This window comes from Pseudooceanicola sp. LIPI14-2-Ac024 (assembly GCF_042188925.1).
Taxonomy (GTDB): Bacteria; Pseudomonadota; Alphaproteobacteria; order Rhodobacterales; family Rhodobacteraceae; genus Pseudooceanicola.
Window position 1 is genome coordinate 3,504,695 of the sequence record NZ_CP170102.1, and the last position, 19,791, is coordinate 3,524,485.

At 66.3% G+C, this 19,791-nt stretch carries 24 protein-coding genes and 1 pseudogene; 18 read left to right on the plus strand and 7 right to left on the minus strand.

The window, feature by feature from the left end; genetic code table 11:
• Positions 1-47: 47 nt before the first annotated feature.
• Positions 48-275 (minus strand): annotated as a pseudogene (locus tag ACE2AC_RS17125) (transcriptional regulator); the annotation flags it as partial.
• A gap of 261 nt (positions 276-536) precedes the next feature.
• On the opposite strand from ACE2AC_RS17125, the gene ACE2AC_RS17130 reads away from it, so the two are divergent.
• The 10 genes from ACE2AC_RS17130 to ACE2AC_RS17175 all read left to right on the plus strand — a co-directional run bounded on the left by ACE2AC_RS17130 (position 537) and on the right by ACE2AC_RS17175 (position 8,810).
• Positions 537-1,277, plus strand: coding sequence for a class I SAM-dependent methyltransferase (locus ACE2AC_RS17130; RefSeq protein WP_375692132.1), 741 nt, complete (start codon positions 537-539; stop codon positions 1,275-1,277).
• Between the two features lie 119 nt (positions 1,278-1,396).
• Positions 1,397-1,870: a cupin domain-containing protein gene (locus tag ACE2AC_RS17135; RefSeq protein ID WP_375688632.1), complete on the plus strand. Its 474-nt coding sequence runs from the start codon at positions 1,397-1,399 to the stop codon at positions 1,868-1,870.
• 55 nt (positions 1,871-1,925) lie between these two features.
• Positions 1,926-2,732: an OsmC family protein gene (locus tag ACE2AC_RS17140; RefSeq protein WP_375688633.1), complete on the plus strand. Its 807-nt coding sequence runs from the start codon at positions 1,926-1,928 to the stop codon at positions 2,730-2,732.
• Between the two features lie 73 nt (positions 2,733-2,805).
• Positions 2,806-4,065 (plus strand): NAD(P)-binding domain-containing protein, encoded by a 1,260-nt coding sequence (locus ACE2AC_RS17145; protein ID WP_375688634.1) that lies wholly within the window; start codon positions 2,806-2,808, stop codon positions 4,063-4,065.
• Positions 4,055-4,600 carry an OsmC family protein gene (locus tag ACE2AC_RS17150; RefSeq protein WP_375688635.1) on the plus strand — a complete coding sequence of 182 codons (546 nt, stop codon included), beginning with the start codon at positions 4,055-4,057 and terminating at the stop codon, positions 4,598-4,600. The genes ACE2AC_RS17145 and ACE2AC_RS17150 overlap by 11 nt, the downstream gene beginning before the upstream one ends.
• Before the next feature lie 42 nt (positions 4,601-4,642).
• The gene (locus ACE2AC_RS17155) at positions 4,643-5,032 is read left to right on the plus strand and encodes a hypothetical protein (protein ID WP_375688636.1); all 390 of its coding nucleotides are present in this window, start codon (positions 4,643-4,645) and stop codon (positions 5,030-5,032) included.
• Positions 5,033-5,120: 88 nt separating this feature from the next.
• Positions 5,121-5,795, plus strand: a complete 675-nt coding sequence (locus ACE2AC_RS17160; RefSeq protein WP_375688637.1) for a Crp/Fnr family transcriptional regulator — start codon at positions 5,121-5,123, stop codon at positions 5,793-5,795.
• A gap of 108 nt (positions 5,796-5,903) precedes the next feature.
• The gene (locus ACE2AC_RS17165; protein WP_375688638.1) at positions 5,904-6,113 is read left to right on the plus strand and encodes a DUF2892 domain-containing protein; all 210 of its coding nucleotides are present in this window, start codon (positions 5,904-5,906) and stop codon (positions 6,111-6,113) included.
• 29 nt (positions 6,114-6,142) lie between these two features.
• Complete coding sequence (locus ACE2AC_RS17170; RefSeq protein ID WP_375688639.1) at positions 6,143-7,030, plus strand: MBL fold metallo-hydrolase; 888 nt, start codon at positions 6,143-6,145, stop codon at positions 7,028-7,030.
• A gap of 70 nt (positions 7,031-7,100) precedes the next feature.
• On the plus strand, positions 7,101-8,810 hold the full coding sequence (locus ACE2AC_RS17175; protein ID WP_375688640.1) for a TIGR01244 family sulfur transferase: 1,710 nt from the start codon (positions 7,101-7,103) through the stop codon (positions 8,808-8,810).
• A gap of 239 nt (positions 8,811-9,049) precedes the next feature.
• On the opposite strand, the gene ACE2AC_RS17180 is transcribed toward ACE2AC_RS17175, so the two are convergent.
• The 3 genes from ACE2AC_RS17180 to ettA all read right to left on the minus strand — a co-directional run bounded on the left by ACE2AC_RS17180 (position 9,050) and on the right by ettA (position 12,238).
• The gene (locus tag ACE2AC_RS17180; protein ID WP_375688641.1) at positions 9,050-9,682 is read right to left on the minus strand and encodes a tyrosine-type recombinase/integrase; all 633 of its coding nucleotides are present in this window, start codon (positions 9,680-9,682) and stop codon (positions 9,050-9,052) included.
• Between the two features lie 222 nt (positions 9,683-9,904).
• A complete protein-coding gene (locus ACE2AC_RS17185) occupies positions 9,905-10,366 on the minus strand; it encodes a hypothetical protein (RefSeq protein ID WP_375688642.1) in 462 nt (153 codons plus the stop codon).
• Between the two features lie 216 nt (positions 10,367-10,582).
• Positions 10,583-12,238, minus strand: coding sequence for an energy-dependent translational throttle protein EttA (gene ettA, locus ACE2AC_RS17190; protein ID WP_375688643.1), 1,656 nt, complete (start codon positions 12,236-12,238; stop codon positions 10,583-10,585).
• A gap of 248 nt (positions 12,239-12,486) precedes the next feature.
• Between ettA and ACE2AC_RS17195 the strand changes: the two genes are divergently transcribed.
• From ACE2AC_RS17195 to ACE2AC_RS17215, 5 genes are all read left to right on the plus strand, one after another.
• Positions 12,487-13,257: a YihY/virulence factor BrkB family protein gene (locus ACE2AC_RS17195; protein ID WP_375688644.1), complete on the plus strand. Its 771-nt coding sequence runs from the start codon at positions 12,487-12,489 to the stop codon at positions 13,255-13,257.
• A 13-nt stretch (positions 13,258-13,270) separates the two neighbouring features.
• A complete protein-coding gene (locus tag ACE2AC_RS17200; protein WP_375688645.1) occupies positions 13,271-13,411 on the plus strand; it encodes a hypothetical protein in 141 nt (46 codons plus the stop codon).
• Between the two features lie 135 nt (positions 13,412-13,546).
• Positions 13,547-14,395, plus strand: coding sequence for a VOC family protein (locus ACE2AC_RS17205; protein WP_375688646.1), 849 nt, complete (start codon positions 13,547-13,549; stop codon positions 14,393-14,395).
• The gene (locus ACE2AC_RS17210; RefSeq protein ID WP_375688647.1) at positions 14,323-14,469 is read left to right on the plus strand and encodes a hypothetical protein; all 147 of its coding nucleotides are present in this window, start codon (positions 14,323-14,325) and stop codon (positions 14,467-14,469) included. Before ACE2AC_RS17205 ends, ACE2AC_RS17210 begins: the two co-directional genes overlap by 73 nt.
• Positions 14,466-15,116, plus strand: a complete 651-nt coding sequence (locus ACE2AC_RS17215) for an alpha/beta hydrolase (protein WP_375688648.1) — start codon at positions 14,466-14,468, stop codon at positions 15,114-15,116. Before ACE2AC_RS17210 ends, ACE2AC_RS17215 begins: the two co-directional genes overlap by 4 nt.
• A gap of 52 nt (positions 15,117-15,168) precedes the next feature.
• Here the strand turns inward: ACE2AC_RS17215 and ACE2AC_RS17220 are convergent, their stop codons facing one another.
• Positions 15,169-15,612 (minus strand): RidA family protein, encoded by a 444-nt coding sequence (locus ACE2AC_RS17220; protein WP_375688649.1) that lies wholly within the window; start codon positions 15,610-15,612, stop codon positions 15,169-15,171.
• Between the two features lie 151 nt (positions 15,613-15,763).
• Here ACE2AC_RS17220 and ACE2AC_RS17225 point away from each other — a divergent pair, with 151 nt between their 5' ends.
• Entirely contained in the window at positions 15,764-16,246 is a 483-nt protein-coding gene (locus ACE2AC_RS17225) for a hypothetical protein (RefSeq protein WP_375688650.1), read from the plus strand.
• A 57-nt stretch (positions 16,247-16,303) separates the two neighbouring features.
• On the opposite strand, the gene ACE2AC_RS17230 is transcribed toward ACE2AC_RS17225, so the two are convergent.
• Positions 16,304-17,041 (minus strand): hypothetical protein, encoded by a 738-nt coding sequence (locus tag ACE2AC_RS17230; RefSeq protein WP_375688651.1) that lies wholly within the window; start codon positions 17,039-17,041, stop codon positions 16,304-16,306.
• A gap of 234 nt (positions 17,042-17,275) precedes the next feature.
• Here ACE2AC_RS17230 and ACE2AC_RS17235 point away from each other — a divergent pair, with 234 nt between their 5' ends.
• Positions 17,276-18,457, plus strand: a complete 1,182-nt coding sequence (locus ACE2AC_RS17235; RefSeq protein ID WP_375688652.1) for an AI-2E family transporter — start codon at positions 17,276-17,278, stop codon at positions 18,455-18,457.
• Between the two features lie 40 nt (positions 18,458-18,497).
• Here the strand turns inward: ACE2AC_RS17235 and ACE2AC_RS17240 are convergent, their stop codons facing one another.
• Positions 18,498-19,067 carry a carboxymuconolactone decarboxylase family protein gene (locus ACE2AC_RS17240; RefSeq protein WP_375688653.1) on the minus strand — a complete coding sequence of 190 codons (570 nt, stop codon included), beginning with the start codon at positions 19,065-19,067 and terminating at the stop codon, positions 18,498-18,500.
• A 127-nt stretch (positions 19,068-19,194) separates the two neighbouring features.
• Here ACE2AC_RS17240 and ACE2AC_RS17245 point away from each other — a divergent pair, with 127 nt between their 5' ends.
• Positions 19,195-19,791 (plus strand): TetR/AcrR family transcriptional regulator, encoded by a 597-nt coding sequence (locus tag ACE2AC_RS17245; RefSeq protein WP_375688654.1) that lies wholly within the window; start codon positions 19,195-19,197, stop codon positions 19,789-19,791.

The following is a 19,791-nucleotide window of genomic DNA, read 5'->3' on the forward strand; positions in this document are numbered from 1 at the left end:
CGACCATGCAAGGTGCGGATCATGCGCTGCGCCTTGCCATCGTCGCCAACCGACCGGCGCGCGGTTTTCATCAGGGTCGAAATCGCCGCGTCCGTCACGATACGACCACCCCAGACGACATCACTCAGTTCGTCCTTGGTCACAAGTCGGTGACTGTTCTCGATCAGGTAGCAAAGCAGGGTGAACGCGCGCGGTTCGACCTGAAGCTCCTCGCCTTCGCGAGACAACTCCCCGAGGTCTGTGTTCAGCGTGAATCCGTCGAACCGGTATATCATGGGGCGAGTTTACGATTAACTCAGAAATCCGTCACGAAAATCTCAGACCTGCCTCAAGCGTGGCCTGCGCAAGTCCGTCAAAACGATCTCGAAACGGAACGCAGCCCGGAGGCAACCATGAACAAGCCGATCATTCTCACGAAGGACGCAGCCAATTCGCCGCTGGTCGATTTCTGGAACGACATACTCGCTCCGAAATTCATCCGGTATCGCCATATCCTGGTCGGGGGCCTGTCACGCCACTCCGAGATCGTCTTCCCGATGCTCGGGGTTGCCAGGGGCCAGCGCATTCTTGATGTCGGCTGCGGATTTGGTGACACCGCGATCCAGCTGGCCGGGGCCACCGGTCCGGAGGGCGAGGTTCTGGGCGTCGACTGCTGCCAGGCTTTTCTCGACCACGCATGGAACGCAGCCGAGCTGATGTGGGTCGGAAACGTCAAGTTCGCCTGTGCCGATATCGAGCGCGGGATCGACGCCGCGCCATTCGACATGGTCTTCGCGCGCTTCGGCACGATGTTCTTCATGAACCCGGTTGCCGGTCTGCGGTCGATGCGGGCCTGTCTGAAACCCGGTGGCCGGATCGCCCATATCGTCTGGCGCCAGCGCGCTGACAATCCCTGGCTGATCGAGGCGCGCGACATCGTCCATCGCTTCCTGCCCGCCCCGGGCGAGGACGCGCTGACCTGCGGGCCCGGCCCGTTCTCGATGGCCGACGAAGCCACGACAAGAGCGCAAATGGAGGCCGCGGGCTTCAGTGACATCCGGTTCGAGAGGATCGATGCCAAGGTCCAAGTCGGACGCGACATCGCGGACGCCATCGCCTTTCAGCTGGCTATCGGTCCGGCCGGAGAAACCTTTCGCGAGGCCGGCGCGCTGGCCGAAGAGAAACGTCCCGAAATCGAAGCCGCTCTGGCCGAGATGTTCGAAGGCATCAGTGAACGGGAGGGCGGTCTTTGGATGGACAGCTCTTCCTGGCTGATCACGGCGACCAATCCCGCCTGAACCCGAGCTTCGACTCGATCCCCCAAGTCCCGAAAGGGCACTTCCCGGCGCGGTCCCTGACCGGTCCGCGCCGACCCCCTCAACTCGACCAACTGAACCTCAACCAAAGGAAAAGCCCCATGAAAACCGCGACCTGCCTCTTCGCTCTGGCCTCTGCCGCCCTGTCTTTCACGTCCGCCGTCCAGGCCGACGAGATGAAAGGCCCGAAGCCCTTCCCTGCGGAGGCCATCGAATTCGCCCCCGCGCCGCCGGTTCTGCCTGCCGGTGCCGAGATCACTGTCCTCTCGGGCAACCCCTTCGCCGAGGGCCAGTTCGTGCTCCGCCTCAAGTTCCCCGAGGGCTACGAGGTCCCCGCGCATATCCATTCGGGTGACGAACTGATCACCGTCATCTCGGGCGAGTTCAACGTCGGCCACGGCACGGCTCTCGACCGCTCTGCCGGGACGCTGCTGACCGCTGGCGGCTTCGTCGAGATGCCCGCAGGCCACCCGCACTTCGCCTGGACCACCGCCGAGACGATCGTCCAGATCCACGGCCCGGGTCCGTTCGACATCACCTACATGGACCCGGCCGCCACCCCTGTCAGCCAGTAGAATCAACGGTTTGCCGTGGCGATCCGTCGCCGCGGCACCCGTCGGAGGCCCTTCGATGAAACACGATCGTTTCGACCTCAAGTCACCGAGCTTCGGGCCCGGGTTCGCCAAGTTGCGCAACCTCATCGGTCCCGAGGTATTCACCGACTGGTTCGCCAGCCGCAACCGCATCCGGCCGCAGGCGGCCGGGGCGATCCACTCTTCCGAAAATGCGGACCTGCGTCCGCTGTCCCCTGTCCCGGCGCAGCCGGAGCAGTCAACCGCGGCGCGTCCGCAAACCCAACCCCGAAAGGAAACCAAGATGACAACTGCAACCCAAACCGTGAACAACGGCGTCGACACCGAATCCCTGATCGGCGCACGCGGCGCTTTCGCCCAGGCCCCGCATGCCGCTCAGTTCACCTTCCGCTCCACCTGCGACTGGATCGAAGGCACCTACAACGTCAACGCGATCAACGGCTACTTCGGCCTCGGCCAGGAACACAAGCGCGCCCAGACCTACCGGATCGAAAGCGATCACCCGGAGGTCTTCCACGCCGGTGACCGCGCTCCGACGCCGCCCGAAATCGTGCTCTCGGCCCTTGCCAGCTGCCTGACCGGCGGGGTTGCCGCTGTCGCCCAGCATCGCGGCATCCAGCTGAAAAAGGTGCGGGCCGTTGTCGAAGGTGATGTCGATGTGCAGGGCATCCTCGGGATGGACCCCGAGATCCGCAACGGCTTCTCGGCCATCCGCGTGACCTTCGATATCGACGCCGATGCGACACGGGACGAGATCGCGGCGCTGGTTGCTCAATCGCAGAAGCGCTCGGCCGTGTTCGACATCCTCACGAACCCGACCAACGTCGCCGTTTCTGTCGCGTGACTGACACCACCCTGTCCGCCGGTTCCCCTCCCTTTCCGGCGGACAGGGCCACGATTTCCGAAAGGTCCAGCGCATGAGACGCATCAACACCCTGATCATTGGCGCCGGCCAGGCTGGCCTTGCGATGAGCCATTGCCTGACCGAACGGGCGGTCCCCCATGCCGTGTTGGAACGCGGGGAGGTCGCCAATTCCTGGAAGGCCGATCGCTGGGACAGCCTGCGTTTGCTGACCCCGAACTGGCAAAGCCGCCTGCCGGGGCACCGCTACGGCGGCGCCGATCCGGACGGTTTTATGTCGATGCCCGAGGTTGTCCAATTCCTTGAGACCTATGCAGCGGCGTCGCAAACACCGGTCGAAACCGGGGTGCGCGTCGCCGCCCTGACCGCAGGCTATGGCGGCTTTTATGTCGAAACCGACAAGGGAAGTTGGCTGGCTCGGAACGTCGTTGTCGCCACCGGCGCCTGCGCCGTGGCCGCCGTGCCAGGTTTCGCCCATGCAGTGCCCGGGAGCGTCGATCAACTGACCCCGCTTGCCTACAAGTCGCCGCAGCAGGTTCGTCCCGGCGGCGTGCTGGTGGTCGGCGGGTCGGCAACCGGTCTGCAGCTTGCCGCTGAACTGCACGCGGCGGGGCACGAGGTCATCCTCTCGACCGGCGAGCATATCCGCACGCCGCGCCACTACCGGGGCCGGGACATCCACTGGTGGATGGAGGCCACGGGCCTGCACGCGACGCCCGTGACCGAGGTGGACGATGTCGAGCGCGTCCGCCGCCTGCCGTCCTTGCAGCTGATCGGCAGCAGCACCCCGAAATTCACCGACCTGAGCGCTTTGCAGGCGCGAGGCGTCGAGGTCGTGGGACGGCTGGCCACGGTGCAGGACGGCGTGGCGAAGTTCTCGGGAGCGCTGGCCAACCATTGCGCCTTGTCCGACCACAAGATGAACCGGTTGCTCGACGCCCTCGACACCTGGGCCGAGGCCAGCGGACCGGCCGGGCTGCCACCGCCCGAGCGCTTTGCCCCCACCCGGGTGCCGCCATTGCCGCGCCTGTCGCTCGACCTCAGGTCGGGCAGGATCGCGACCGTCCTGTGGGCTACCGGGTTCCGCCCGGATCACCGTTGGATCGACCTGCCGGTCTTCGACCGCAAGGGCCGGCTTGTCCACGACAACGGCGCAGTGGCACCGGGCCTTCATGTCCTTGGTCTGCCCTTCATGCGGCGCCGCAACTCCGCCCTCATCGACGGTGTGGGGAAGACGCCCGGCACATCGCCGACACCATCATTCGCAACCGACAAGGCCGCGCGGCCTGAAAGGACACAGCACCATGACCATTGACCATGTCTCGGCCGACGACCGCATCCGGACCTCTCAGGCCCAGGTCATCGCCCGAATGCAGGCCGATCCCGCCGCCTGCCAGAGGACCTACGTCACCACCGGACGGATCGGGGTCGGCCTCGCCTGCCAACTCGAGCAAGGCCACACCACCGCGATCACTGACCTCGGCCCGGCCATGGGCGGCGATGCCGCCGGGCCGTCGCCCGGTTTCTATGCGCGCAGCGCCATCGCCGGATGCGTCGGCATCGCGATCAAGATGCTCGCCGTCCGCGAGGGCCTTTGCCTCGATGCGCTGACTGTGACCGTCGAGACCGATTTCGACGACACAGCCATCATGGGCCTGGGATCGAGCCGCGCCAGCCCGATCCGCTCGCGGGTCATCATCGGGATAGTGAGCACGGATGATCCAGAATGCATCGCCGAGGTCGTGGACCGCGCTCTCGATCGCGACCCCTGGTTCCTCGCCCTCCGCGACGCGCAGGTCGTGCATCCGCAACTGGACCTGCATACACCTGCGCAATCCTCGTCAGCCTGACAGTTCGAAGAAAGGCCGTGTCGGCGAGACCTGGCGGGAACAGTGACCCGCGTCGAACCCTTCGGCGAGACGAAGGTGTCGGCGCTTGGCGTGGAGGAGCAGCGGGTGAGCGCGGTGATCGACCTGACAAGCCCGCCGGAAGAGCGCGAAGGGCTCGGTTATGGATACGCGGTCGAGGCGCGGATCGTGGTCTGGTCTTCCGAGGACGTGCTGGCGGTTCCGTCCAGCGCGTTGTTCCGGGATGGCGCAACCTGGGCGGTGTTCGTGACGGACGAGGGCACCGCAGCCCTGCGCCCGGTCGGGATCGGCCATGACAACGGCAGGGAGGCCGAAGTGCTGGATGGCCTTTCCGAGGGGGAGCTCGTGATCCTCTACCCGCCCCCGGATCTTGAGGACGGCGCAGCGGTGTCACTGCGCGTGATCGAGCCGTGAGCGTCGCGGTCGCGGTGACGGGGCGCTTGCACCGCCGTGACGGTCCGGTGAGACTGCTCCTGGATAGACTGAAGGCGAAAGTAGGCACGTGGTAGGGGAAGACTGGATCGACCGGTTCGAAGGGCTGCGGCAACTTCCGCCCGAATTGCGAGAGGCCTTGGTTGCGGGCAGCCAGGTGGTCGAGGTTCCGGCCGGCACGCAGGTGTTCGAACCCGGGCAGTCCGCCGACAACCTGCTGCTCCTGCTCAACGGGACGGTGCGGGTGCAACAGAAGTCGGATACCGGGAGAGAGGTGTTCCTCTACCGCGTGCACGCCGGTGAAAGCTGCGTGCTGACGACCGCGTGCATGCTCGCCTTCGAGGACTACGCCGCCGACGGTATCGCCGAGACCGACGTCACGGCCGTCGCCATTCCGCGTGCGACCTTCGACGACCTCGCCGCGCGGTCGCCGGTTTTCCGGCAGTTTGTTTTCAAGGCCTATTCCCGGCGGATCACAGACCTCTTCACGCTGATCGACGACATCGTGTTCCAGCGGATGGATGTGCGCCTTGCCGCGCGGTTGCTGGAACTGGCCGGGGAGGGGGATACGGTGCAGGCCACCCACCAGGTGCTGGCCAACGAGCTGGGCACCGCCCGCGAAGTGATCTCGCGCACGCTGTCCGAGTTCCACCGGAGAAACTGGATCGAACAATCCCGGGGCCAGGTGCACATCGTCGGCCGCGAGGGGTTGGAACGGCTGGCGCGGTCTTCCGGCGAACGCTGAAATCGACGAAAATGCCATCTGCCCCGGACCTTTGTGACCAAGTCACCAAAGGTTCGGGACCGCACATGCGAAGACGGGTCATCAACTGATTCCAAGGAGGATCACTGCATGACCCGCAACATGGGCACCTTTGACCGTATCCTGCGCGCCGTCGTCGCGGCGGTGCTGATCTACCTCGTGTTCGGCAGCGCATTCATCGCGTCGACACTGCTTGTCTGCCTGGCTGTGGTGGCGGCGGCCGTGTTCGGCGTGACCGCGATCCTGGGCAGATGCCCGCTCTACACCCTTTTCGGAATCAGGACCTGCCGGACCTCGTGACCGCAGCCCCCTCAGTTCAGGAGCATGAGATGAACACCTACACCACCGATACCTCTGTCAAACCCGATGTCAAAGCGTTCTTCGACCCGGACACCAACACGATCTCCTACGTCGTGAAGGACCCCGATTCCGACGCCTGCGCGATCGTCGACAGCGTCATGGACATCGACTACGCCGCCGGGCGCATCAGCTACAGGCACGCCGACGAGATCATCGCCTACGTTCAGGAGCAGGGCCTAAAAGTCGAATGGCTGATCGAGACCCATGTCCACGCCGACCACCTCTCGGCTGCGCCTTACATCCAGCAGAAGCTGGGCGGCAAGCTGGGCATCGGCAAGAACATCACCGTCGTGCAGGACACCTTCGGCAAGGTCTTCAACGAAGGGACAGAGTTCCAGCGTGACGGGTCCCAGTTCGACCGGCTGTTCGACGATGGCGACACCTACAAGGTCGGCGGCATGGAGTGCCTCGCGATCCACACGCCAGGCCACACGCCGGCCTGCATGACCCACGTGATGGGGGATGCCGGGTTCGTCGGCGATACGCTCTTCATGCCGGACGGCGGATCGGCCCGCGCCGACTTTCCCGGTGGCGACGCGGGCGAGCTGTACGACTCGATCCAGAAGGTGCTGAGCCTGCCGGACGAGACGCGCCTCTTCATGTGCCATGACTACGGTCCCAACGGTCGCGATATCGAGTGGGAAACCAGCGTTGCGGACGAGAAAGCTCTCAACATCCATGTCGGCGAGGGCAAGACAAAGGAAGAATTCGTCAAGTTCCGGACCGAGCGCGACGCGACGCTGGACATGCCCAGGCTGATCATCCCGTCGCTTCAGGTGAACATGCGTGGCGGTGAACTGCCCCCCGCGGACGCAGACGGCAAGCGGTTCCTGAAGGTGCCTGTCAACGCACTCTGAACGGTGCCGCTGCGGGTGGCCCGCCCGCCCCTGGGCCACCCGTTTCCTTTCTCTCGGGGAGGAGACTTTCATGGACATCCGCAAGATCAACGCCGGCCTTTCGGTCGGCCCCCAGATCACCATCGACGCCGTCGCCGCGTTGGCAGGCGCCGGCTTCCGCTCGATCATCTGCAACCGCCCCGATGCCGAGGGCCCGGACCAGCCCGGCCACGAGGAGATCGCAGCCGCCGCCGACGCGGCGGGCCTGTCGTTCCGCTATCTGCCAGTGACGCCGGGGGTGGTGACCGACGACACGGCGCGTGCCTTCGGAGAGGCTCTGCGCACGCTGCCCGGCCCAGTCTTCGCCTATTGCCGGACCGGCACGCGGTCGACCACTCTCTGGTCCCTGTCCGAGGCGGACAGGCGACCCCTGCCTGAGATCCTCGGCAAGGCCGCTGCTGCCGGTTACGACATGAACGGGGTCGCCCGACGCATCGCCAACGGAGGCCGGACACCCACCGAAACCGGAGACGCGCGGTTCGACGTCGTGATCGTCGGCGGCGGTGCAGGCGGGATATCGGTTGCGGCAAGCCTGATCGCCCGAAAGCCCGACCTGCAGATCGCGATCATCGACCCGGCGGACGTGCACTACTACCAACCCGGCTGGACCATGGTCGGAGGCGGCATCTTCGATGCGCAGGACACCGCGCGTACGATGGGCAGCCTGATCCCGCGCGGCGTGCATTGGATCAAGGCGGCGGTCGCGGCATTCGAGCCCAGGAGCGACGCCGTCGTCCTGGACGGCTGCCGCGTGGTGAAATACGGCCGCCTCGTCGTCACGCCGGGGCTCAAGCTCGACTGGGCTGCGGTGGAGGGGCTCGAGGAAACGCTGGGCCGCAACGGGGTGACGTCCAACTACCGTTACGACCTCGCAAGCTACACCTGGGAGCTTGTGTCGAAGATGATGCGGGGGCGCGCGGTCTTCACCCAGCCGCCGATGCCGATCAAATGCGCGGGCGCCCCGCAGAAGGCGATGTACCTGTCAGCGGACGCATGGCAGCGGCGCGACGTCCTGAAGGAGATCGACATCCAGTTCATGACCGCGGGTGGGGTGCTTTTCGGCGTGAAGGATTACGTGCCCGCGTTGATGGAATACGTCGAGAAATACGACACGACCCTGAACTACTTCCACAATCTCGTCGCCGTCGATGGTCCGGCGAAACGTGCCACCTTCGAGGTGAAGGAACCCGAAACGGAGGCGCGGCGCGTCGATGTCGATTTCGACATGATCCATGTCTGCCCGCCCCAGACGGCGCCCGATTTCATCCGGGTCTCACCGCTGGCGGATGCCGCCGGTTGGGTGGATGTTGACCCGGCGACTTTGCGGCACGTGCAGTTTGAAAACATCTGGAGCCTCGGAGATGTGATGAACGCGCCGAACGCCAAGACCGCCGCCGCCGCGCGCAAACAGGCGCCCGTCGTGGCCGAGAACATTTCCGCCGATATCGACGGCAGGTCTCCCGCCGCGCACTACGACGGCTACGGGTCCTGCCCGCTGACAGTGGAACGCGGCAAGATCGTGCTGGCCGAATTCGGCTATGGCGGTCTACTCAAGCCGTCCTTCCCGACCTGGCTGGTCGACGGCACGAAGCCGACCCGAGCGGCATGGTGGTTGAAGGCGCGCGCCCTGCCGCCGATCTATTGGAAGGCGATGCTGCGCGGCCGGGAGTGGTTGGCCCGGCCAGAGCCGATCCGCGTGATCCCCACGGAGCAGACGGACGGAGCAGGGCCTGCATCGTAGGGCGTTCGTTGAGGCGAACGCCAAACTGGATCAAGAGACTTCCGCGCTCAGACGAGGAACCTACCCGCAGATACACACAAGCGCATTTCATGTCGCCGCTGCGGTTTCATGGCCAGGGATGGAGGTCAGAGTGCTTCACCGAAGCATCGTCATAAGATTCGCCGATATAGAGCAGACGCTAACCGCAAGGGCTCTCAACGTCCCCAAAGGGCCGGACGCGACGGACCGGCCCCTGGCGCTTAGCTCTCTACCGACTCTGCAATCGCGAGCGCATCCTCCAGCTCGACCCCGAGGTAGCGCACGGTGCTGTCCATTTTCGTGTGATAAAGCAAGAGCTGCACGGCTCTAAGATTACCGGTCTTCCGATATATCGGCGCAACCTTGGTGCGACGCATGGAATGGGTGCCGTAGGCGCTCGGCTCGAGACCGATCGAGGTGACCCAGTCACGGACGAGGCGAGCATACTGACGCGTCGAGATATGCCGCCGGTCGTTGAACCTTCCCGGCCAGAGATGCTCTGACCCGACCATAAGCGGGGCTTCCAGCCAGGCTTCGATTGCTTTCCGGGTCCCTTCTGCAATCTCGAAGCTCACAGGCTTTCTTGTCTTGCTTTGAACGATCGCAGCGCGGTGCTTGACCCGCCCAGCCGCGTAGACGTCGGCGACCTTGAGCTGCACGAGTTCGCAACCGCGCAACTTGCTATCAATGGCAAGGTTGAAGAGCGCCAGCTCGCGGGTCCGCTGCGCGATTTCGAGGCGGACTCGGATTGCCCAGACGTGCTTCGGTTGCAGCGGACGTTTCTGGCCGACGATGCGCCCTTTGTTCCAAGTGGGACGGCAGGCACGGACGGCTGGTAGGTTGGCTGTAGACATGGCTGTTCCTCCACTCCACCAGTCCTTCACGTCTTCGATACTCGCCGATGACCCAATATACCACCGATCCGCCGCGATTGACGGCTTCGAGCCCTTTGGGTCCGTTGCTGCGCGCAAGACGAATGACCGATTTCGTGTCATCCTGCGTGCGCGAAGATCGCAAGTCTCCGCTCTGGCGCCACGATCAGGTATCCGAGGCTTCTTTTGGAAATATACGCGCCTTCACTGAGTAAGATTTTGTCCACCTTCCGGGACTTCGATCTCGCCAGCTTGTCGAGAAAACCGTTGCCTCGGAGATAGGCCGCCACGCCGGGACAGGCGTGGCCCGCGTAGGGCACCTTCCGTTCGCCCGATGTGCAGTTTTCCTGATCCATCCATGTGAAGGATGTCGTTGCCAGCGGAGTTCTGCAACCACTCTCCAACTCTCTCGCCGAGCTTGTTCTTGACTGACAGGTCCGCATTGTCGAGCCAGCCAACGCCCTCGGCGGATATGGACGATGCGATGTCGCGCGGCAGAGTGAAGAAGGCCAGTCCAGCCTCATAGTTGCCGGGGCCGAACCCACTTGAGAAACTTGTCGAGCTTTTCACCCACACGGGCCCGTATGCCGGCGGAACGAACTTCTTCACATGCTCTCTTTCCGCAATCTCGAGGAAAGCGACGGTCGCCAGGATCAGTCCGAACATTGCGAGAGAGAGGATCTTTAGCGCTCTTATCATTCTGATTTTCCCGCTGACATGAGGCGGATTTTTTTTCGCGTGACGAGAGTTTTATACGGATACTCGCGTTTCGGCCATCAATGTCCGCATGGTCCGCATAGCCGACCAACACGGCTTACGAACGCCCCCAAAGAAAAAGGGTGGGGTTGAACCCCACCCTACGGCCTTCGGATCGTCCTTGGTTCAGCGGGTGAACTTCTTGTACTTCACCCGCTTCGGTTCCAGCGCATCAGGGCCGAGGCGGCGCTTCTTGTCCTCTTCGTAATCCTCGAAGTTGCCTTCGAACCATTCCACGTGGGCCTCGCCCTCGAAGGCGAGCATGTGGGTGCAGATCCGGTCGAGGAAGAAGCGGTCGTGCGAGATGACCACGGCGCAGCCGGCGAAGTCGGTCAGGGCGTCCTCGAGCGCGCGGAGGGTTTCCACGTCGAGGTCGTTGGTCGGTTCGTCGAGCAGCAGCACGTTGCCGCCGTCTTTCAGCAGGCGGGCCATGTGGACGCGGTTGCGTTCCCCGCCCGAGAGCAGGTTGACCTTTTTCTGCTGGTCGCCGCCCTTGAAGTTGAAGGCCCCGCAATAGGCGCGGGAGTTCACCTCGGCATCGCCGATCTGGATGATGTCCTGGCCGTCCGAGATCGCCTCCCAGACGTTTTCGTTCGGGTCGAGGTCGTCGCGCGACTGGTCGACGTAGGACAACTTCACCGTGTCGCCGAATTCGACGGTGCCGCTGTCGGGTTTCTCCTGCCCGGTCAGCATCTTGAAGAGAGTCGTCTTGCCGGCGCCGTTCGGGCCGATGACGCCGACGATGGCGCCCGGCGGGATCGAGAACGACAGGTCCTCGATCAGGAGCTTGTCGCCCATGTGCTTCTTGAGGTTCTCGACCTCGATCACCTTGCCGCCGAGGCGGGGGCCGTTCGGGATCACGATCTGGGCCTTGCCGACGCGCTCGCGCTCGGACTGGTCGGCGAGGTCGTTGTAGCGGCTGATCCGGGCCTTCTGCTTGGCCTGGCGGGCCTTGGCGCCCTGGCGGATCCATTCAAGTTCGCGGGCCAGCGTCTTCTGCTTGGCCTTGTCCTCGCGCGCTTCCTGCTCCAGCCGCTTGGCCTTCTGTTCCAGCCAGGCGGAGTAGTTCCCCTCGTAGGGGATGCCGCGGCCACGGTCGAGTTCGAGGATCCAGCCGGTGATGTCGTCGAGGAAGTAGCGGTCGTGGGTCACGCAGAGGATGGTGCCCTTGTAGTCGATCAGGTGCTGCTGCAGCCAGGCGATGGTTTCCGCGTCGAGGTGGTTGGTCGGTTCGTCGAGCAGCAGCATGTCGGGCTGTTCGAGCAGCAGCTTGCAGAGCGCGACGCGCCGCTTTTCACCGCCCGAGAGGGTGGTGACGTCGGCATCGTCGGGCGGGCAGCGCAGGGCCTCCATCGAGATGTCGATCTGGCTGTCGAGATCCCAGAGGTTCTGGCTGTCGATCTCGTCCTGGAGCTGGGCCATCTCCTCGGCGGTCTCGTCCGAGTAGTTCATGGCGAGTTCGTTGAAGCGGTCGAGCTTGGCCTTCTTCGCGGCCACGCCGAGCATCACGTTGCCGCGCACGTCGAGGCTGGAGTTGAGTTCCGGCTCCTGCGGGAGGTAGCCGACCTTGGCGCCCTCGGCCGCCCAGGCCTCGCCCTGGAAGTCCTTGTCCCAGCCGGCCATGATCTTGAGCAGGGTCGACTTACCGGCGCCGTTGACGCCGACCACCCCGATCTTCACCCCCGGCAGGAAGTTCAGGTGGATGTTCTCGAAGGTCTTCTTGCCACCCGGGTAGGTCTTGGAGACCCCGGACATGTGGTAGACGTATTGATAGGCGGCCATGGAATCCTCCTTGCACTGTTGCCGGGCTAGATACGCGCGAAGGGGCCGGGTTGAAAGGGGGCGTGGCGGGGTTTCCCACTTCGCGGGTTCCCCAACGGCAATCCTGCGGTAGTCTGGGATCACCGACCGCCTTTGCGGGGCCGGGGCATTTTCCCCGGGGTCGGGCGCGCGCCGCGCGGATTTTGCAGAACACCATTTTTCCGTCCGGGGCCACGGCCCGGGCGACAGGCCATGTGAGGGAGGGTCAGATGCCCCTTTTCGACCGGATCAAGAGCCTCGTGACCGAGACCTACAAGCTTTACACCGAAAGCGTGCCGTCGCGGTCGGCGGCGGCGCTGGCCTATCGCGGCATCTTCTCGCTCGCGCCGCTCCTGCTGGTGACGGTGATGCTGGTGAGCCTTTTCGTCGGACAGGAGACGGCGCAGGAGGAGATCGGCGAGATGGTCGACACCGTGCTGGACGCGGAATCCGCCGACATGGTCGAGGACACCGTGCAGGTGATGTTCTGGAACACCGAGCGGGGGTTCACGCTGTCGTCGCTGATCGGGATCGGCGTGCTGCTCTACGGCGCCTCGGCGCTGTTCCGCGAGGCCAAGGTGGCGCTGCATTCGGTCTGGGGGCTGCCGCCTTCGCCGAAGAAGGGGATCCTCGCCTACATCTGGTCGCAGGCGGTGGCGGTGCTGATGGTGTTCGTGATCGGGTTCTTCGTGCTGGCGGTGATCGTGGTCAACATTGCGCTGTCGCTGCTGGACGACAAGCTGCTGGAGGGGAGCCTGGTGCACCTCGAATGGATCAGCCTGCCGGTGTCGCTGCTGGCGCTGGCGGTGCTGATCGGGCTGATGTTCCGGCTGGTGCCGGACGTGAGCCTGCCGTGGTCGGACCTGTGGGTCGGGGCGCTGGTCACGGCGGTGATGATGATGGTGGGGATCTGGGGCATCAAGCTCTACGTCCGGTTCAGCGACGTGGGATCGACGGCCGGGACGGCGGGGGCGATCGTGGTGATGCTGCTGGGGATCTGACTATGCCGCGCACGTGTTCCTGGTGGGCGCGAGCTTCTCGGGCGCCTACGCGATGACCTTCGGCTCGAAACGCGCGGTGCAGGAGCTGGAGCAGTTCGACGAGCCGCGGGTGGAGGAGGAGCCTGGCGTGGCGGAGACGGCGCAGGGGGCCTGAGGGGGCCGGTCGGAACGGGCACAGAATCTGTGCGCCGGCGCAGGGCATCGCGGCGTTGATTTGCGGGATTGCACGCCGATATTGGCGGTCGAAGCGAGAGCCCGGCTGTCGGGCCGCATCAGGAAAGGGAATGCCATGACCACCAAGATTCCCGGCATCCACCATGTCACCGCGATCTCGGGTCCGCCGCAGGAGAATGTCGATTTCTTCAACGGCCTGCTGGGCCAGCGCCTGGTGAAGAAGACCGTCAACTTCGACGCGCCGGACACCTATCACCTCTACTACGGCGATCACGGGGGCACCCCGGGCACCATCCTGACCTTCTTTCCCTTCGTGCAGGCGGGACCGGGGCGGGCGGGGGCCGGCATGGCCTCGGCCTATGCCTATTCGGTGACGAAGGGGCGGTTCGACGGGCTGATGGAGGACCTGGCCGGGAAGGCGATCGACTTTGCCGGGCCGGTGGAGCGGTTCGGGCAGCGGGTCATCACGCTGCGCGATCCCGACGGTGCGCCGGTCGAGCTGGTCGAGACGGACCGCGAGGCCGAGACCGTGCTGGACGGGTTCCATTCGGTGACGCTCTGGGAGCGGTCGGCCGAGGCCACGGCGCGGGTGCTGGTCGACATCTTCGGCTATGCGTTCGCGGGCGAGGAGGCCGGCGCCGACGGCAGCCGCCGCCTGCGCTATGTCGCGCCGGGCGATGCGCGGGGCAACATCGTGGACATCTACCTGTCCGACGCGCCCTCGATCGGGCGGCCGGGGGCGGGGACGATCCACCACGTCGCCTTCCGCGCGCGGAGCTACGACGAGCAGGTCGAATGGCAGTCGCGGCTGGCCAAGGCCGGGTTGCCGACGACCCCGGTGATCGACCGGCAGTATTTCAACGCGATCTACTTCCGCGAGCCGGGGGCGTGTTGTTCGAGATCGCCACCGATCCGCCGGGCTTCACCGCCGACGAGGATCTCGCCCACCTGGGCGAGGCGCTGAAGCTGCCCGCGCAGCACGAGCGGCTGCGGCCGCAGATCGAGCGGATCCTGCCGCCGATCAAGGTGACGTCGTGAGGCGCGCGGGCGCGGCTGAGGGCCGGGCCGGGGCGGGGATCATCCTCGCCCACGGCCGCGGCGGGTCGGCGGCGGACATCCTGTCGCTGCTCGACCACGCCGGGCTGCCGGAGGTCGCGGGATTTGCGCCCGAGGCCCCGGGGCAGTCCTGGTGGCCGACCTCGTTCCTGGCGCCGATGGCGGCGATGCAGGCACCGCTGGAGGCCGGGCTGGCCGCGATGCGCAAGGGCGTGGCGGCGGCCGAGGCCGAGGGGATCCCGCGTGACCGTATCTGGCTTGGCGGGTTCTCGCAGGGGGCCTGCCTGGCGCTGGAGGCCTTTGCGCGGGACGGGGACGGGCTGGCCGGGGTGCTGGCGTTCTCGGGCGGGCTGGTCGGCACCGGCGATGCCGGGGGCGCGCCGGACGAGGTGCTCTATGGCGCACATGCCAAGCGCTTTGACTATGCCGGGCGGCGGGACGGGGCCAAGGTCTGGATCTCGGTCCACGAACGCGATCCGCATATCCCGGTCAAGCGGGCCGAGGACAGCGCCGCGGTGCTGCGCGGGATGGGGGCCGATGTCCGGTTCGAGGTCTATCCCGGGGCCGGGCACGCGGTGATGCAGATGGACATCTCGGCGATGCGGGGTGCGCTGAACGTGGCAGCCTGAGGCCGGCGAGATGGCACGGCGGCGCCCGGTTCCGGCCGGGCGCCGGGCGGGATCAGTCGCGCAGCGCGGCCACGGCGCGGATCTCGACTTTGAGTTCGGGTCGGCTCAGCCCGGAAATCCCGATGATCGACCATGCCGGGTAGGGGCTCTGGATGAAGCGCTGCTTGACCTCCATGAAGTCCGCAAGCGTGTGTTCGATGTCCACGTGGTAGCTGGTGACATCGACAAGATCGCTGAAGTCCAGGCCCGCGATCCGCAGGAGTTCCTGGATGCGTTTCAGGGCCCATTCGGTCTGGCCCGCGACGCTGTCGGGGGCGGTGCCGTCCGGACGCGCGCCGACCTGTCCCGAGATGTAGAGGAACCCCTTCGATTTCACGGCCGGCGAAAAGCCGTATGTCTCGAAGGCCGCACGGTAGCCTTCGAACATTTCGTTGCCTTGCGGGATCTGCAGAACGTCCGGCACCATCACCTCTTTCGTTTCGTTTCGGGCGGGCATGCGCCCGCGTTCGCGTCGGCCGAGGCTATCGCTGGGCTCTCGCAGGCGCAATCGGGCGGGCCGCGCGCCGCGGGCCGCCGGGGATGGCCGTTTGGGCCTGACGCTGCGGCAGTGCCGTGCTAGCGTCGCGGCGACGAGCAAGGAGATCCCCATGACGAGACTGACGATCCCCGCCGCGGCGCTGGCCGCTGCGATGGTCCTGCCGGCGGCGGCACAGGAGTTTGACCCCGCGAAGGGGGTGGAGCCGGTGGCGGTGCTGGAGGACGGGCGGATCATGGTGCGCAACGGCGCCATGGCGTTTGACTGCGCGCTGGAGGGCGAGATGCTGTCGGATTGCCAGCCGCGCCCCGCCACGCAGGAGGATGCGGCGGCGATGCTGGCGGCGATGTCGGACGAGGACTGGCAGGCGCTGGTGGAGAAGACCATGCGCGCGGCGGATTGCAGGCTGTCGGCCTTTGCCGGGGCGGGCGACGTGATCGCGGCGGCGGCGGCCGAGAAGGGCGCGAGCCCCGAGGAGGTCGAGGGGCTGCGTGCCGACATGACCGCGCGGGCCGAGGCGACGGTGGACCGGATGATGAAGGCCGGGCAGCTGTCGGTCCGCGACGGGGAGCTGGTGCTCTACAACTGCCCCTGAACGGCAGGCAGCCCGCGCCGGGATGGCGCGGGCCGCTGCATCTCGCGCGAGGCGCGGTCAGGCGCGGCGACGGCGGCGGAGCGCGGCCAGTGTCGCACCGGCCCCGGCCAGCAGCAGGCCACCCGCGGGCAGCGGCACGGTCGCGGTGCCGGCGTAGGACGCGGCGGTGGCGGGGATGACCTCGTAATCGATGGTCAGGCTCACGCCCAGCGTCTGGAACGGGTTGCCGGTGGTGTTCAGCGCGTAGTCGAGCGACCAGTCGGCGGCGAGATCGGCCAGCAGGTCGTCGGCCAGCGTCGCCTCGCGCGCGACCGCGCCGGCGCGGTTGTAGGTGGTGTAGCGGCCGTTGGAGTAGACCGGGCCGTGGGTGTTGTCGGCCAGCGTCTGCTCGGCGCTGCCGTCGGCCGGATCGGCATCGAGGCTGAGCTGAACGGTGTCGAGCACGCGGTCGTCGGTGTAGTAGCCCGTCGCCCAGCGGGTGCCGTAGCAGGTGCGGCGGGACCAGCCGCTGCCGCAGGAATAGCCGTAGGTGTAGCTGTAGGAATAGGTCTGCGTCGTGCCGACATAGGCCGAGCTGCCCGAGAAGGCGATCTGCGCGCCGGTCAGCTGGAAGGTCCCGCCACCGGAGGTTTCCTGCGCGACGAAGGCCGAGAGGTCGAAGCTGCCGGTCACGTCGATCGCGCCGGTGCTGCCGTGGTCGTTGGTGGCGGTGTGGGTCGCGGCATGGGCCGCGGGCGCGGCCAGAACGGCACAGGCGAGGGCGGCGGCGAAGAGGGTCTTGGGGCTAAAGGTCATTGGCTCTCTGGTGACTAAGGAATTGAAATACATGGCCTGTTTGACCCGGGGCTGACGTATGGGGCAAGCAACGGCCCCCTGCGGCGGGGTATTGTCGCCTGACCGGGGTCAGCCGCCGGGACGGGTGGCGACTGTTTCGGGAGGGCGGACCGGTTGCCCGGGGTCCGGCCGGTCGGGGCGCCGCCGGGCGAGTTGGCCGGGGAACCGGAACGCCCCGTGCGGGGTTGGCCCGGGATGACCGACGAAACGTCCAACGGGGGAAACGCGACGATGGATCGCGGCGTGTCGACGCGCGTGGCCATGCTGCGCCGGATCGAGTACCTGCTCGCCGGGCTGCTCATCCTGTTTTTCTTCTGGTCGATCTCGCTGGCCAAGGACGTGGTGATGCCGATCGTCCTGGGGCTGCTGATTGCATTGACGCTGTCGCCGGTGGTGCGCTTCTTTCGCCGCTGGGGCGTGCCCGAGGCGCTGTCGGCCATCGTGCTGGTGGTGACCTTCGGCGTGGTCGCGGGGCTTGGCCTCTACATGCTGAGCGGGCCCGCGGGGACGCTGGTGGACGAGGTGCCGCGCATCCGGTTCGAGCTGCGCGAGAAGATGGAGGCCTTCGAGTCGCACATCCGGCAGGTGCAGGAGGCGTCGGAGGAGATGCGCAACCTCACCGGCGGCGGCGACGACACCCCGGGCCAGGACGAGGAGCGCATCGTCGTCAGCGACCAGCCCGGGATGCTGAGCATGGCGCTCTCGTCGCTGGCGGGGCTGGGGTCGTCGATCTTCATCGCGCTGATCCTCGCGATGTTCCTGCTGGCGGCGGGCGACATGTACCAGCGCAAGCTGGTCGAGGCGCTGCCGACGCTGACCGACAAGAAGCGGGCGCTGCGGATTTCCAACGACATCGAGCGCCAGATCTCGCGCTACCTGGCCGCGATCACGGTGATCAACATCTGCCTCGGGATGGCGGTGGGCCTGGTGCTCTACCTGCTGGGGATGCCCTATGCCTACCTCTGGGGAACGGCGGCCTTTGCGCTGAACTACGTGCCGTTCATAGGGGCGCTGACCGGCGTGGTGGCCTGTGCGGCGGTGTCGCTGGTGGCCTTCGATACGGTGGGCGCGGCGCTGCTGCCGCCGCTGGCCTACCTGCTGCTGACCTCGCTCGAAGGGCAGATGCTGACACCGTGGCTGGTCGGGCGGCACCTCAAGCTGAACGCGGCGGTGGTCTTTGTCGCGGTGGTGTTCTGGGCCTGGCTCTGGGGGGTGATGGGCGCGCTGATGGCGGTGCCCTTCCTCGTGTTCCTCAAGGTTGTCTGCGATCACATCCCGGCGCTGCAGGTTTTCGGATCGTTCCTGTCGGGCCGCGAGGACCCGATGGGCGTGACCGGCCCGCCGGTGTCGGCGGGCAGCGGCTCGGCGGGGCACTGAGCGCGACGGCCGGGCCCCGGCCGCCGCGCCCGTCACCCGGTCAGGCGGCGTCGGCGCCGCGCTTTTCCCAGGCGAATTGCTGCATCACCTCGTCCACCGGGGTCTGGGCGATGTGGTTGGTGTAGTTCGACATCACCTTTTGCGCGACGCCGAGGATGACCTCGAGCACCTGGCGCTTGGTGAAGCCGGCGGCGAGGAAGGTTTCGACCTGCGCGTCGGTGACGTCGCCGCGCTGGCGCACGACCTGAAGCGTGAAGGTCCGCAGCGCTTCGAGGTGGGCGGAGGGCAGAGGGGTCTCGTTGCGCAGCGCCTCGGTGATGGCGTCGTCGACCTTCATCATCTTGGCGATGCCGGTGTGCGCGGGGACGCAGTAGTGGCAGGCATGTTCGACGTTGATCGCCTGCCAGACCACGGTGAGTTCGTCCTTGTCGAAGCTGGTTTCGTGCTGGAACAGGCGGTGCAGCTGCTTGTAGCCCTCGAGCAGGGCGGGCGCCTCGGCCATCACGGCGTGCAGGCCGGGGACGCGGCCGAAGCCCTTCTTGGAATCCTCAAGCAGCGCGCGGCTGCCTTCCGGGGCGTTTTCGAGGGTGTGGCGTTCGAAGGTGGTCATGGCGGGTCTCCTCTGATTCTTGAGCGGTTGCTCAAAATGGTGAGGCAGGGATAGCTTTACTTGAGTGATCGCTCAACTTATATTTTGAGCGATCACTCAAATGTTGGCCGGAAGGGGCGCAGCGACGATGGCGAGACCCGCCAGATACGACCGGGACGAGGTGCTGGAACGCGCGCTGGAGCTGTTCTGGGCCAAGGGCTATCACGCGACCTCGCTCAAGGACCTGGAGCAGGCGCTGGATATGCGGCCGGGATCGATCTATGCGGCCTTCGGGTCCAAGGAGGCGCTGTTCGGCGAGACGCTGAAGCTCTACGCCACCCATTCGCGCGAGGAGTTCCGCGCGGTGCTGGAGGCCGGTCCGACACCGATCGCGGCGCTGGCGGCCTATGTCCGGCGGCTGGGCTGCGCCGGGGCGCAGGGGCGGCCGACGCGGGCCTGCATGCTGGTCAAGACGCTGCTGGAGACGCCGGACGACGACCCGGTGCTGCGGCAGCAGGCCGAGGCGCTGATCCAGAACACCGAGGGCGTGTTTGCCGGCGTGTTCCGCCAGGCCCAGGCGGCGGGGGAGATCGACGCGGGCGCCGACCCGGAGCGGCTGGCCAGCCGGCTGCAGGCGGCGATCTTCGGCATGCGGGCCTATGCGCAGCGCACCAATGCGCGCGACCGGGTCGCCGCGCTGGCCGACGACATCGCATCGGATATCGAGGCACTGGCGGCGCACTGA